This window comes from Sphingomonas sp. UYP23 (genome assembly GCF_054059235.1).
In genome coordinates this window covers 353,268-366,778 of record NZ_JBSSBX010000001.1, presented here as the reverse complement: position 1 = coordinate 366,778, position 13,511 = coordinate 353,268, and the positions used below count along the sequence as shown (strand labels likewise).

Genomic DNA, 13,511 nt, shown 5'->3' with positions numbered 1-13,511 from the left:
AGCGGCGCCGCGCTTTTGCCATGCGCGGCATTTCGAGCGGAGCGCACGCCGTGCATGCGTGTGTTTCGAGGATCGGTCCTGCCCGTCATCGACCTAGCGAAATCGCTTAGGGGACGTTCCCTATAGGAAAACTCGGCAATCCGACCCCATATCTGGCTTGACATTAGGGCCGTTTCGGAGTCAATTCGAGCTTCGGGTACGGAGCCGTTCAGTGCTCTGACCCATTAGGGGAGAGATGCGATGCCTCGTTCGCGGCATGTGACGTCGTGCGCCATTTTCGCGCTGTCGGTCGGCCTGGCATGGCCAGCCGCAGCGCAGATCGGGGCCACTCCGCCACCGCCGCCGCGACCGAGTGGGCCGGTCGAGGATCTCACCGGCCCCGACATCGTCGTCACCGGATCGCTGATCCGCGGCACGCCCGAGGATGCCGCTATCCCGGTCGATGTCATTTCGAGCGAAGAGCTGTCGAAACAGGGTACGCCGAGCGCGGTCGACCTGCTCAAGAACCTGCCGACCTCGAGCGGGGTGATCGGCGATGCCAACCAGTTCGACAGTCGCAGCCAGGGCAATGAAGGCGTCGCCTCGGTCAACCTGCGCGGGCTCGGCCCGCAGCGCACGCTCGTGCTGCTCAACGGCAAGCGGCTGGTGCCGATCGGCGGCGGCATCCCGATCGTCGATATCAACCTGATCCCCTCGGGCGCGATCGGTCGCGTCGAAGTGCTCAAGGAGGGCGCGGCGGCGACCTATGGCTCCGATGCGATCGCGGGCGTCGTCAATTTCATCACGCGGACCGATCAGAAGGGCTTCCTCGCCTCGGGGGATTATCGCTATATTCGCGGGTCGACGGGCGACTACACCGCCAATCTGAGCTTCGGCCATAATGGCGGGGCACTGCATTTCCTCGCCTCGGTCGGCTATCAGCACCGTTCCGAACTGCGCACGACCGATCGCGATTTCACCGTCCAGCCCTATGCCAACAACCCGCAGGGCGGCTATACCGGGGGCGGCAATCCGGGCAATTTCGGCTTTGCCGGCTCGGCCAATTTCGTCCGCGATCTCGGGTGCGAGGCGCTCGGCGGCTTCCGCAGCCAGGCCGGATCGACGACCGACCGCTGCTTCAACAATTACGGCCAGTTCGGCAATCTCGTCGAGCCCGAAGATCGGATCCAGGCCTATGTCGAGACATCGATCCAGCTGACCGACACACTCAAATTCTCGGCCAGCGCGCTCTATGGCAACAGCTCGACGCGGATCACCACGTCGCCGACCTATCTGCCGACCCTGCCGCCCTCGGTGAACGCGGCGAGCGGCGGCGCGGGGCTGTTCGTCATCCCGACCTATGCCCCGGCGCTGCGCGATTATTGCTCGTTATACGGTGCGGCGTCGGGCTGCATCACCGCAGGCGGCGTCCCGCTCGCGCCGGCGATCGCCTTCCCGGTGCTGTTCCGCCCGGCCTTGCTCGGCGGCAATCCGCTGTTCCTCAATCACAATGGCGACGATCGCGGATCGGCCTATAGCAAGCGCGTCTCCGACGAGATGCGCTTCACCGCCGATCTCTCGTACGACGTGACGCCCGATCTCAATCTGACCGGCAGCTTCACCTATTCCGAATATTATCGCGAGAGCGAGGGGACCGACACCTTCGGCGACCTGCTGCAGAACGCGCTGGCGGGCTTTGGCGGCGCGAATTGCGCCTATGCGACGCCGCAGTCGCGCGCCGGGCTGACTTCGGCGCAACTCGCCGCGCTTGCCGGGACCAATGGCTGCACCTTCTTCAACCCCTTCTCGACCGCGGTCGCCGCGAACGGGGTGAGCGGGACGGCGAACCCCAATTATGCCGGCACGCGCAACCCGGCGGGCTACAACCTCACCCCCGGTGCCGGGTTGATCAACGATCTGGCGACGTTCGACAATTTCTTCCGCACCACCAACACGCGCTACGACACGCGGCTGCTGGTCGGCGATCTGGTGCTGAGCGGCAAGACCGGACTGCGACTGCCGGGCGGCGACCTCAGCTTCGCGGTCGGCGCGCAGTATCGCAAGAACGACTATTCGGTGCTCTACAACAACGACAGCAACATCGCGGTCAATCCGTGCCCGGGCTCGCCGCTCAATCCGGCGGCGACCTGTACGCAGCAGACCGGCGCGCTCGGTTTCCTCGGTACCAACGCCAATCTGAAGACGAGCAACGATATCAAGGCGGTGTTCGCCGAATTGCAGCTGCCCGTGTTCGACCGGCTCAATGTGCAACTCGCGGCGCGGTACGAGGATTATGGCGGGCGGGTCGGCTCGACCTTCAACCCGCAGGGGCGCATCCGGCTGCAGGTGACCGACTGGCTGGCGCTGCGCGGCGGGGCTGGGACGACCTTTCGCGGGCCGCCCGCGCAGCAATTGTCGGGCAATCTGACCGCGCTGCAGATCATCGGCACGTCGTTTCGCGCGGTCGATATCAACGGCAACCCCAACCTCTCGCCCGAAAAGGCGACGACCTATAGCGCGGGCATCCTGCTCCACAGCGGCGGCTTCAGCGCGAGCCTCGATTATTACCGCTACAAATTGAAGGGGCCGATCGAGGGCGAGCCGATCCAGGGGATGGTCAACGCGCTGTTCGGCGCGAGCGGTACCGCCAATTGCGGCAATGCGGCCTATGCGGCGCTTCAGGCGCGTTTCACCTTCACCGGCTCGGGCTGCGGCATCGCCAATGTCCAGCGGCTGCGGACGCAGACGATCAACAGCGCCAACGTCACCACCTCGGGGCTCGATCTGCAGGCGGCGTATCGCTTCGGGCTCGGTGCCGCGAATCTCGAATTCGGCGGCAGCGGCACTTACGTGATCGAATACAAGACCAGGGACATCACGGTCGAAGGCATCGTCGTCCAGCCGGCGTTCGATGGCGTGGGGCTGCTCAATTACCAGACCACCGCCTATCCGATCCCGCAGATCAAGGGTACCGCCTATGTCCAGGGCGCCGTCGGTGGGCACAGCCTGCGCGTCCAGTACAACTATATCGACGGCTATACCGATCAGCGCGGCGCCGCGATCTTCGGGGCGAATACCGGCGCGCTGGCGGGCGCTTCGGTAACGGCGGGCAAAAATATCAAGCCGTTCACCACCTTCGATGCGACCTATCGGCTGGTGCTGCGCGGGACGGGGTCGACGCTGACGCTGTCGGCGCTCAACATCTTCAACAAGGCGCCGCCGTTTGCACGGCTCGATCAGAATTACGATCCGTTCACCGCGAGCCCGCTCGGATTCACCGCGAAGGTTGGCATTTCGCAGAAGTTCTGAGCGCCGGCACGGGCGCGGCATCCGCAGTGGATGGCGCGCCCTTTGCCGTTTGCGTCGTGCTCGCGTATCGCTGCTCCGATGCCCAAGCCAATCAAGCGCAGCCCCGGTCTGCCCACGCGCGACCAGATCCTCGCCTTCATCGCCGAAAGCGACGTACCTGCGGGCAAACGCGAGATCGCGCGTGCCTTCGGGCTGACCGCGCAGGACAAGATCCTGCTCAAGGCGCTGTTGAAGGACATGGCGGATGAAAGGCTGATCGACAGCGCCCCCGGCCGCGCCTTCCACAAGATGGGCGGCGTGCCCAAGGTGACCGTGCTGCGGATCGTCGATGTCGACGACAGCGGCAATGTCTGGGCGGTGCCCGAGCGCTGGGAAGCGACGACGCCCGCGCCAAAACTGCGCGTGCGCGAGAAGAAGAACGGCGCGCTCGGCGTCGGCGACCGCGTGCTCGCGCGGACCGAGGAAGCCGGGCAGGGGTGGATCGCGCATCCGATGAAGACCTTGCCCAAGGGCGAGGAGCTCGTGCTCGGCGTGCTGCGCCAGGAGGGCAAGGCGCTGTGGCTGCAAGGCGTCGAGAAGAAGGAGCGGCGCGAGTTCCAGGTGTCCGATGCGGGCGAGGCGCAGGTCGGCGATCTGGTGCTCGCCGAGATGGCGGGACGGCCGCCGCGGATAACGGTGCGCGTGACGCAGGTGCTCGGCGATCCGTTCGCGCCGCGTAGCTTCTCGCTGATCGCGATCCACAAGCTCGGCATTCCCGATGTGTTCTCGTCCGAGACGCTCGACGAGGCGGTTCGCGTTGCCGCGCAGCCGCTCGGCGAGAAGCGCGAGGATCTGCGCCATTTGCCGATCGTCGCGATCGATCCGGCCGATGCGCGCGATCATGACGATGCGGTGTGGGCGGCCCTCGATGACGATCCCGCCAATGATGGCGGCTGGAAGGCGATCGTCGCGATCGCCGATGTGTCGTTCTACGTGCGGCCGGGGTCGAGCCTTGATCGCGAAGCGCGGCGGCGCGGGAACAGCGTGTATTTCCCCGATCGCGTCGTGCCGATGTTGCCCGAGAGTCTGTCGGCGGAGATGTGTTCGCTGAAGGAAGGCGTCGATCGGGCGGCGTTGGCGTGCCATTTGCGGATCGGCAAGGATGGAACGCTGAAGTCGTGGCGGTTCACGCGTGCGGTGGTGCGGATTGCGGCGAATTTGGCGTATGAAGAGGCGCAGGCGATGGTGGATGCGCATCACGCTACTTCTGCTCCTTCTGCTCCCCTCCCGCTCGCGAGTTCGGGGTCGACAGCGCCCCGCGCTGTCGAGGATGTGCCGGGGGCACATCCGACCCCGAACTGGGCTGGGGGAGGGCCTGTCCACGCGACGGACGACGACGCGATGGAGGCACGCCCCTCCCCTAACCCCTCCCGCACGCGGGAGGGGGATTCGGGCAGCGCAATCCTCCACGCCCTCCTCCCGCTCTGGTCCTGCTGGCATGCGCTCAACAAGGCGCGCACCGCGCGCGCGCCGCTCGATCTCGATCTCCCCGAACGCCGCGTGATGCTCGACGAGAAGGGCCGCATCCTCTCGGTCGCGCCGCGCGAGCGGCTCGATGCGCACAAATTGATCGAGGATTACATGATCGCCGCCAACGTCGCCGCCGCCAAGGCGCTCGAGGCGAAGAAGGCGCCCGTCATGTACCGCGTCCACGAGCAGCCCGGCCGCGAGAAGCTGGTCGCGTTGAAGGACTATCTCAAGACCTTCGGGATCGAGTTCGCGCTCGGCCAGGTCGTCCAGCCGCGCACCTTCAATCACATCCTCGACAAGGTGATCGATCGCGACGAACGCCCGCAGATCATGGAGCAGGTGCTGCGCACGCAGACGCAGGCCTATTACAGCCCCGCCAATATGGGGCATTTCGGGCTCGCGCTCGGCAGTTACGGCCACTTCACCTCGCCGATCCGGCGCTATGCCGATCTGCTCGTCCACCGCGCGCTGGCGGCGGCGTATGATCTGGGGCCCGGCGGGTTGACCGAGGGCGAAGCCGCGGCGATGGAGAAGATCGGCGAGAGCATCTCGATGCTCGAACGCCGCGCGATGGAGGCTGAGCGCGACACGATCGACCGCTATGTCGCGGCGTATCTGTCGGAGAAGGTCGGCGAGGTGCTCGAGACGCGGATCACCGGCGTCACCAATTTCGGCTTCTTCGCGACGGTCGAGGGGATTGGCGGCGACGGGCTGATGCCGGTGCGCGATATCGGGGGGGAATATTTCCGCTTCGACGAAGCCTCGCGCACATTGATCGGCGACCAGAGCGGGACGGTCTATGCCAGCGGGCAGAAGCTTCAGTTGCGGCTGGCCGAAGCGAACCCGGTATCGGGGGCGCTACGCTTCGAGATGGTCGAGGGCAGGGGGGCTCGAGTCGAAAGCGACGACCGACGCCCGAAGCGTGTGATCAAGCATCGCGGGCGGCCGACGAACATCCGGCATCAGGGGAAGAAGCGGTAAAGGCCGACCGCCCATCGTCGCCCCGGCGGAGGTCGGGGCCGGCCCGATGACGCGCGCTCCCGGCCGCGCGCGCAACCGAGCGGCCCCGGCCTGCGCCGGGGCGACGGCGCGAGCTCATCCGGCGCGGAAAGTCAGCCCCGCTTTCGCCTGCAAGCGGTCGGCGAGCACCTTTCCCATCAGCGCGCCCGGGGTCCAGATACCGCCTTCACCCGCGACATCCTCGACCAGGCACAAAGCGGTTTCGGCGATCATCTTGCTCGTCGAGCCATAGCCCGGATCCTTGTCGCCGGTGACGACGCAGTCGATCCGCTCGCCATTCGCGCCTTCGCCGATGAAGAGCAGGTCGTAGAAGCCTGCGTCGCGTTCCTCGGGCGAGGGGCCTTCGCCGGGCTTGGGGCCCTTGTCGCTGGCGAGCGGGTTCATCCGCGCGATCGCCTCTGCGGCGGCCTTGCTCATCTCGCCGATCCCCGGCGCGACCATCATCTCGTCATAGACGAAGTCGGCGCCGTACGCCTCGCCGAGCAGGAAGTTGGTGCGGTGGACGTTCTTGGTGTTGATCGGCGCCATGATGAACGGCGCGACCCATGCCTCGATCGCACGGTCATATTCGGGGAGCAGACCCTTGGGCTGCGCTGGCCCCTCGAAACCGGGGGTGAGCGCGAACGGATTGACCAGCAGGCCGAGGATCGAGGGCTGCTTGGCAGCGGCGGCGAGCGTCGCCTTGAGGCTCGCCACGGTGCCGCCCGACGCGCCGCCCTGCATCTTCCGAACACGGCCCTTAACGCGCGGCATGGGATGCCCGAACTTGGCCTTGGCGGCGTCCTGCAGCGCGAGCACACCGAGGTCGAACGGGATCGAATCGAACCCACACGAGAAGACGATGCGCGCGCCGGTGCGCCTGGCGGTTTCGTGATGCGCGTCGATCATGTGGCGCATCCAGGCGGGCTCGCCGCACAGGTCGACATAAGCGGTGCCGGTCTCGGCACAGGCGGCGACTAGGTCGTTGCCGTAGAGCTGGTACGGACCGACCGTGGTGAGCACGACCTTGGTGCGTTCGCACAAGCTTCGCAGGCTGGCGGGGTCATCCGAATTGGCGGTGACGAGCGGGGTGTCGGCGGCTGCGCCGATCAGGTCGCGCACCTCCTGCAGCTTGGATAGCGACCGACCGGCCATGGCCCAGCGCTGCGCACCGATCTGGGTCAGATATTCGGCGACGAGCCGGCCGGTAAAGCCGGTGGCGCCATAAACGATGATGTCGAAGTCGCGCATATCTCTCCCCCATCCGCTTGGCGGTGGGACGGGGAGGGCCCGTCCATCCGCGCGGTTGGCAGGATCATGCCCTCCCCCAGCTTCTCCCGCAAGCCGGAGGGGAGGCTGAGATCAGGCGGCTTCGCTGAACTGCAGACTGGCCAGCCGCGCATACAGGCCGCTCTCGCCGATCAGCGAGGCGTGGCTGCCTTGTTCTACGATCCGCCCCTCGCGCATCACGATGATCCGCTCGGCTGCGCGCACCGTGGCGAGACGATGCGCGATGACGAGCGTCGTGCGCTCGGCCATCAAGCGCTCGAGCGCTTCCTGGACGAGTCGTTCGCTTTCGGCGTCGAGCGCGCTGGTCGCTTCGTCGAGCAGCAGGATCGGCGCATCGCGCAGCAGCGCGCGTGCGATCGCGACACGCTGGCGCTGGCCGCCCGACAGCCGTGCGCCGCCCTCGCCGAGGAAGGTGTCGAGCCCCTCGGGGAGCTCGTGGAGGAACTCGGCGGCATTGGCGGCCTCGGCGGCGGCCCAGAGCGCGTCGTCGGGCGCGTCCCAGCGGCCGTAGCGCAGATTGTCGCGCGCCGACGCGCCGAAGATCACGGTCTCCTGCGGCACCATCGCAATTCGCGCGCGCACTTCGGCCGGGTCGGCGTTGCGCAAGTCGACGCCGTCGATCCGCACGCTGCCCGCTTCGGGATCGTAAAAGCGCTGGATCAGCTGGAACAAGGTGGTCTTGCCCGCGCCCGACGGCCCGACGATCGCGACGGTTTCGCCGGGGCTGACCGACAGCGAGAAATCATGCAGTGCCGCGACGTCGCGCCGCGTCGGATAGCGGAACTCGACATGGTCGAATTCGAGCGTGCCGCGCGCGGGCACGGGAAGCGTCGTCGGCTGCGCGGGCGCGCGGATCTCGGGGACTTCGGCGAGCAGCTCGGACAGGCGCTCGGCGGCGCCCGAGGCGCGCAGCAGGTCGCCATAGACTTCGGTCAGCGAGCCGAACGAGCCCGTCACCAGCGTCGCGGTGACGAGGAAGCCGGCGAGCGACCCCGCCGACAGCCGCCCGGCGGCGACATCGCCGACAGTCGACCACATCAGCAGCGTCACCGCGCCGAACAACAGCCCCATCACCAGCGCGGTCATGATCGCGCGCGTCGCGATGCGCCGCTTGGCGGCATCGAGGCTGCGATCAACGGCATCGCCGAAGCGCTTCGCCTCACGCGCTTCCTGGCCGAATGCCTGGACGATCTTCATCGCGGTGAAGGTCTCGACCGCCATCGACCCGATATCGGCGATGCGGTCCTGGCTCGCGCGCGACTGGCTGCGCACGCGGCGGCCGAGCAGCATGATCGGCAGGATGATCAACGGCACACCGATCACGATCGACAAGGCCATTTTCGGCGCGAAGACGAACAGCAGGATCACGCCGCCGATCCCGGTCAGCCCGTTGCGCAAGGCGACCGACACCGTCGTGCCGACCGCGCCTTCGATCAGCGCGGTGTCCGAGGTCAGCCGCGAGGCGACTTCGGACGGGCGGTTCTCCTCGAACCAGCGCGGCGCGAGCTGCAACAGGTTGGCCTGCACCGCGATGCGGATATCGGCGACGGTGCGTTCGCCGAGCCACGACACGAAGTAGAAGCGGATCGCAGTCGCGATGGCGAGGACGACGACGAGGCCGAGCAGATCATAGAAGACATGGTCGATATGCGCGATGTCGCCGGCGCCGTGGGTGAAGCCGCGGTCGATCACCGACTTGATGCTCCAGGAGGTCGCCAGCGTCGTCGTCGACGTGACGAACAAGGCCACCAGCGCGATCGTCAGCTGGAGTGGATAGTGCGAGGTGTAGCGCCACACCATCGCAAGGCTGGCGAGCTTTCGCCCGCTTGGTCGGGGCGGCGCGACGGGAGGATCGATCGGGACGGCGGCGGGTTGTGTTTCGACCATGTGGGGTGCGTAGCAGGCGCCAGACCCTGCCTCAATCCGCTACGGAATTGCCGCAAACCCGGCATTGCTGTTTGCCGCAGCGCAGCATAAACAGTATTTTGACATTGATGATTGTCTGCTAGAAAGTCCGGTATGCTTTACAACGCTTACGAAATGCAGAAGTCGATGCTGGCAGGCGCCAGCGCCATGGCCGATTTCAGTGCCGGACTGCTGAGCAATCCCGCCAATCCGTTCGCCTATTTCGGCGGCGGTGCCGTGCTCGGCTCGGCGCTCGAAGTGTTCGCGCATGCCGCGGCGCCGCGCGGCAAGCCGGCGTTCGGGCTCGACAGCACGACGATCGATGGCGCCGAGGTGGCGATTGTCGAAGACGTGGTACTGCGCAAATCCTTCGGGCAACTCAAGCGCTTCCGCCGTGTCGGCGTCGAGGGCGGCCCCAAGCTGCTGATCGTCGCGCCGATGTCGGGACACTATGCGACGCTGCTGCGCGGCACGGTCGAGCGGATGCTGCCCGTTGCCGACGTCTACATTACGGATTGGCGCGACGCGAAGCTCGTCCCGTTGAGCGACGGCAAGTTCGATCTCGACGATTACGTCGATTATCTGATCGAATTCCTCGAGGCGATCGGGCCGAACGACGGGCAGGGGGGCACGCACATTCTCGCGGTCTGCCAGCCGTCGGTGCCGTGCTACGCCGCTGCCTGCGTGATGAGCGCCGACAAGAATCCGTGCCGCCCCAAGACGCTGACGATGATGGGCGGGCCGGTCGACACGCGCGAGGCGCCGACCGCGGTCAACACGCTGGCGACCGAGCGGCCGCACAGCTGGTTCAGCCAGAACGTCATCGCGACGATCCCGGGTAATTTTCCGGGTGCCGGGCGCCGCGTCTATCCGGGCTTCCTGCAGCTTGCCGGCTTCATGTCGATGAACCTCGGCAACCACATGATGTCGCATTACGAGCTGTTCAAACATCTCGTCCAGGGCGAGGATCTCCAGGCCGACTCGACCAAGGCGTTCTACGAGGAATATCGCTCGGTCTGCGACATGACCGCCGAATTCTATCTGCAGACGATCGATGTCGTCTTCCAGGATCATGCGCTGCCCAAGGGCACGATGACGCACCGCGGCCGCGTCGTCGATCCGGGCGCGATCACCGACATCGCAATCCTGGCGATCGAGGGCGAGAAGGACGATATTTCGGGGCTGGGCCAGACCAAGGCGGCGTTGACGATCGCGACCAACCTGCCTGACGCGAAGAAGCGCTATTACATGGCCGAGGGTGCCGGGCATTACGGCATCTTCAACGGCTCGAAGTGGCGCAATAAGGTCGCACCGGTCGTCGAGGAATGGATGAAAGCGCACGGCTGACGCCGCGCGCTTCATCGCAGATAGTGGTTCGGCCCTGCCTTCAGCGAAGGCAGGGCCGAACTGTTTCCTCAGGCAGCAGTCGTGTCGACGACAGCGTGGCTGCCATTCTCACTGGGCGTGATCGTGCCGCCGACGAGCATCTTGAGGCGACCCGACAGCGAGAGGTCGGTTTCCCACAGCTCGGCATTGTCGATCTTCAGGCGCAGCAGCGCGAGGTTGGGGTCTTCCTTGCCTTTGGGAAACCAGGCCTCGACCTGCTTGTTCCAGAGCTTATCGATCATCGCGCGGTCATTGTCCTGCGCGATCGTGCCGGCGATGCATGCGAAGAAATCGTGCCCCTTGGAGACGAACTGCGCCATCACCTTGCCGCCACCGATCAAGCGATTGTCCTTGCCGACGAAGAAGAAGAGCGTGTCGACCAGGTCCTTGTCGAGCTGCGCGGTCAGCGGTTCGCTGTGCGACGAGCCGTCGGCCAGACCGACCATCAGGAACGGGCTGTCGGCCATTTTCTTCCAGAGCGTCTGGGTGATCTCGTGCGTGTCGGCCATGCTGGTCTCTCCTGAAGGATGGTTCGGGAGAGAAACGACGATGAGAGCGGTTGGTTGCGGCGCCGCGACGATGATCGTGGCGGCGCCGCGGGATCCTGACGCCGATCAGGCCAGCTGATCGACGATCAGGCCGGGTTCGATCGCGGGGCTGTACTCCTTCACCGCTTCCGATGGGCCGGGGCCGGGCTTGCTGTAGCGCACGATGTCGGATTGGCTGGCCGTCTTCGTGGTCGTCTCGGTGGTATTGTCGGTATAGGTGATCGTGGTCGTCTTGGTCGATCCGGCAACGACGATCGATTCGGACAACTCGGTCTTTTTCGACTCGCCACCGGCACCGCCGCCCGCTTTTGCGCCGCCGGTCTCTTCCGCAGCGGCGGGGGCGGCGTCATCGGTCGAGCCCGACGCGGCCGGTGGGGCTTGGCCGTCGGCCTTGTCGAGCACCGCCTTGACCGCGGTAGCATCCGACTTGGACAGCTTGCCAGAGAGGACATCGGCGGAAATCTTGGTGTCGATCGCGGCGCGCACCTCGGGGGTGATCTTGGCGGCGCCCGCGCTGCTGCCCGCCGCGCTTTGCGCGGTGGCCGCTGCTACATCGTCGGCGACGAGCTTGGACTTGTCCTTCGACAGCCCTTGCGCCTGCAGTTGCGAGAACAGCGGACTGATCGAACTTATGCCACCGATGCTCATGCGCGCGACTCCCTTTTCCTTGGGAACAACGGCAGCGGCACGCAAAGCTTTAGCAATATTTTTTGGAGCCGCAGGGCGCGCCGGCCCGAAACGAAACGAGCCCCGGTACGCCGTAGCGACCGGGGCTCGAAACGGAGGCGCAGGGCCTCCCGGGTAGCAATCAGGCTCAGAGGACCTCGAACAGCCCGGCAGCACCCTGGCCGCCGCCGATGCACATCGTCACGACGACATATTTCGCGCCGCGACGCTTGCCTTCGATCAGCGCGTGGCCGGTCGCGCGTGCGCCGGTCATGCCATAGGGGTGGCCGATCGAGATCGCGCCGCCCGAGACGTTGAGCAACTCGTTCGGGATACCGAGCTTGTCACGGCAATAGAGCACCTGCACCGCGAACGCCTCGTTGAGCTCCCACAGCCCGATATCGTCCATCTTGAGATTGAAGCGCTCGAGCAGCTTGGGGATCGCGAAGACCGGGCCGATGCCCATTTCGTCGGGCTCGGTGCCGGCAACCGCCATGCCGACGTAGCGGCCGAGCGGCTGAAGGCCGCGCTGTTCGGCGAGCTTCTCTTCCATCAGCACCGATGCCGACGAGCCGTCCGACAGCTGCGAAGCGTTGCCCGCCGTCACGTTCATGCCCGGGCCCATCACCGGCTGGAGCGCCTGCAGGCCCTCGAGCGTCGTCTCGGGACGGTTGCCCTCGTCCTTCGACAGCGTCACCTCCTTGTAGGTGACTTCCTTGGTTTCCTTGTTGGTGATCGCCATAGTGGCGGTCGTCGGCACGATCTCGGCGTCGAGATAGCCCGCGGCCTGCGCGGCGGCGGTGCGGCGCTGCGACTCGAGTGCATATTCGTCGCAGACTTCACGGCTGATATTGTAGCGCTTGGCGACGGTCTCGGCGGTGCCGAGCATCGGCATGTAGACGTCCTTGTGCATCGCGATCAGCTCGGGATCGGCGGCGACGCGCATCTGCGGGGTCTGGACGAGGCTGATGCTCTCGACGCCGCCACCGATGGTGATGTCCATCTGGTCGATGATGATCTGCTTGGCGGCGGTGGCGATCGCCATCAGGCCCGAGGCGCACTGGCGGTCGACCGACATGCCGGGAACGGTGACGGGGAGCCCTGCGCGCAGCAGCGAGGTGCGCGCGATGTTGCCGGCCTGATGACCCTGCTGCAGCGCCGAGCCGAACACGACGTCGTCGACCATGCCGCCGTCGATGCCGGCGCGCTCGACCGCCGCGCGGATCGAATGCGCCGCGAGCGTCGGGGCGGGGGTGTTGTTGAACGCGCCGCGGTAAGCGCGGCCGATCGGGGTGCGGGCGGTGGAGACGATGACGGCGGAACGCATGGGTTTCTTCCTTCTGCTTCTTCCCCCCTCCCGCTTGCGGGAGGGGCTGGGGGAGGGGAGTTCAAGGAAAGCGCAGCGTTCGGAACTGCCCTCCCCTAACCCCTCCCGCAAGCGGGAGGGGGATCTAAAATCAAACGAAAATCTGCGACATCCATTCGGCGATCATCGCGGGCTTTTCCTCGCCTTCGATCTCGACCGTGAATTCGTTGGTCTGCTGCCACTGGCCGGGGCGCTTCTCCTCGAAGCTCAGCAGCTTGAAACGCCCGCGCACGCGCTTGCCCGAGCGGACCGGCTGAAGGAAGCGGACTTTGTTGCCGCCGTAATTGATCCCCATCTTCACGCCGTCGATCGTCACCGGATCGATGATCTTCGACGACAGCAACGGCATCAGTGACAGCGTGAGGAAGCCATGCGCGATCGTCCCGCCGAACGGCGTCATCGCCGCCATTGCCGGGTTGACGTGGATGAACTGATGATCGCCCGTCGCATCTGCGAATTTGTCGATCATCTCCTGGCTGATCTCGACCCAGTCGGACACCTGTTCGGTGCCGATCCGGCCGGTCATTTCCTGAGCTGTAACGGTCGTCACGGCA

At 66.0% G+C, this 13,511-nt stretch carries 9 protein-coding genes; 3 read left to right on the top strand and 6 right to left on the bottom strand.

Going from position 1 to position 13,511, the window contains the following annotated elements; translation table 11 throughout:
- The first annotated feature begins 240 nt into the window (after positions 1-240).
- Together ACVWYO_RS01920 and ACVWYO_RS01915 are read left to right on the top strand one after the other, a co-directional pair.
- A complete protein-coding gene (locus tag ACVWYO_RS01920) occupies positions 241-3,288 on the top strand; it encodes a TonB-dependent receptor plug domain-containing protein (RefSeq protein ID WP_457348520.1) in 3,048 nt (1,015 codons plus the stop codon).
- Between the two features lie 78 nt (positions 3,289-3,366).
- Entirely contained in the window at positions 3,367-5,778 is a 2,412-nt protein-coding gene (locus tag ACVWYO_RS01915) for an RNB domain-containing ribonuclease (protein ID WP_457348519.1), read from the top strand.
- A gap of 114 nt (positions 5,779-5,892) precedes the next feature.
- Here ACVWYO_RS01915 and ACVWYO_RS01910 read toward each other — a convergent pair whose 3' ends face one another.
- Both ACVWYO_RS01910 and ACVWYO_RS01905 read right to left on the bottom strand, forming a co-directional pair.
- Positions 5,893-7,047 (bottom strand): saccharopine dehydrogenase family protein, encoded by a 1,155-nt coding sequence (locus ACVWYO_RS01910; protein ID WP_457348518.1) that lies wholly within the window; start codon positions 7,045-7,047, stop codon positions 5,893-5,895.
- A gap of 111 nt (positions 7,048-7,158) precedes the next feature.
- Positions 7,159-8,973, bottom strand: a complete 1,815-nt coding sequence (locus ACVWYO_RS01905; protein WP_457348517.1) for an ABC transporter transmembrane domain-containing protein — start codon at positions 8,971-8,973, stop codon at positions 7,159-7,161.
- Between the two features lie 132 nt (positions 8,974-9,105).
- On the opposite strand from ACVWYO_RS01905, the gene ACVWYO_RS01900 reads away from it, so the two are divergent.
- Positions 9,106-10,338 carry a polyhydroxyalkanoate depolymerase gene (locus tag ACVWYO_RS01900; protein ID WP_457348516.1) on the top strand — a complete coding sequence of 411 codons (1,233 nt, stop codon included), beginning with the start codon at positions 9,106-9,108 and terminating at the stop codon, positions 10,336-10,338.
- Between the two features lie 68 nt (positions 10,339-10,406).
- On the opposite strand, the gene ACVWYO_RS01895 is transcribed toward ACVWYO_RS01900, so the two are convergent.
- The 4 genes from ACVWYO_RS01895 to ACVWYO_RS01880 all read right to left on the bottom strand — a co-directional run bounded on the left by ACVWYO_RS01895 (position 10,407) and on the right by ACVWYO_RS01880 (position 13,483).
- On the bottom strand, positions 10,407-10,886 hold the full coding sequence (locus tag ACVWYO_RS01895; RefSeq protein ID WP_457348515.1) for a pyridoxamine 5'-phosphate oxidase family protein: 480 nt from the start codon (positions 10,884-10,886) through the stop codon (positions 10,407-10,409).
- A gap of 105 nt (positions 10,887-10,991) precedes the next feature.
- Positions 10,992-11,573 (bottom strand): hypothetical protein, encoded by a 582-nt coding sequence (locus tag ACVWYO_RS01890; RefSeq protein ID WP_457348514.1) that lies wholly within the window; start codon positions 11,571-11,573, stop codon positions 10,992-10,994.
- 166 nt (positions 11,574-11,739) lie between these two features.
- Positions 11,740-12,918 carry an acetyl-CoA C-acyltransferase gene (locus ACVWYO_RS01885; RefSeq protein ID WP_457348513.1) on the bottom strand — a complete coding sequence of 393 codons (1,179 nt, stop codon included), beginning with the start codon at positions 12,916-12,918 and terminating at the stop codon, positions 11,740-11,742.
- Positions 12,919-13,048: 130 nt separating this feature from the next.
- Positions 13,049-13,483 (bottom strand): MaoC family dehydratase, encoded by a 435-nt coding sequence (locus tag ACVWYO_RS01880; RefSeq protein ID WP_457354831.1) that lies wholly within the window; start codon positions 13,481-13,483, stop codon positions 13,049-13,051.
- Between the last annotated feature and the right edge of the window lie 28 nt (positions 13,484-13,511).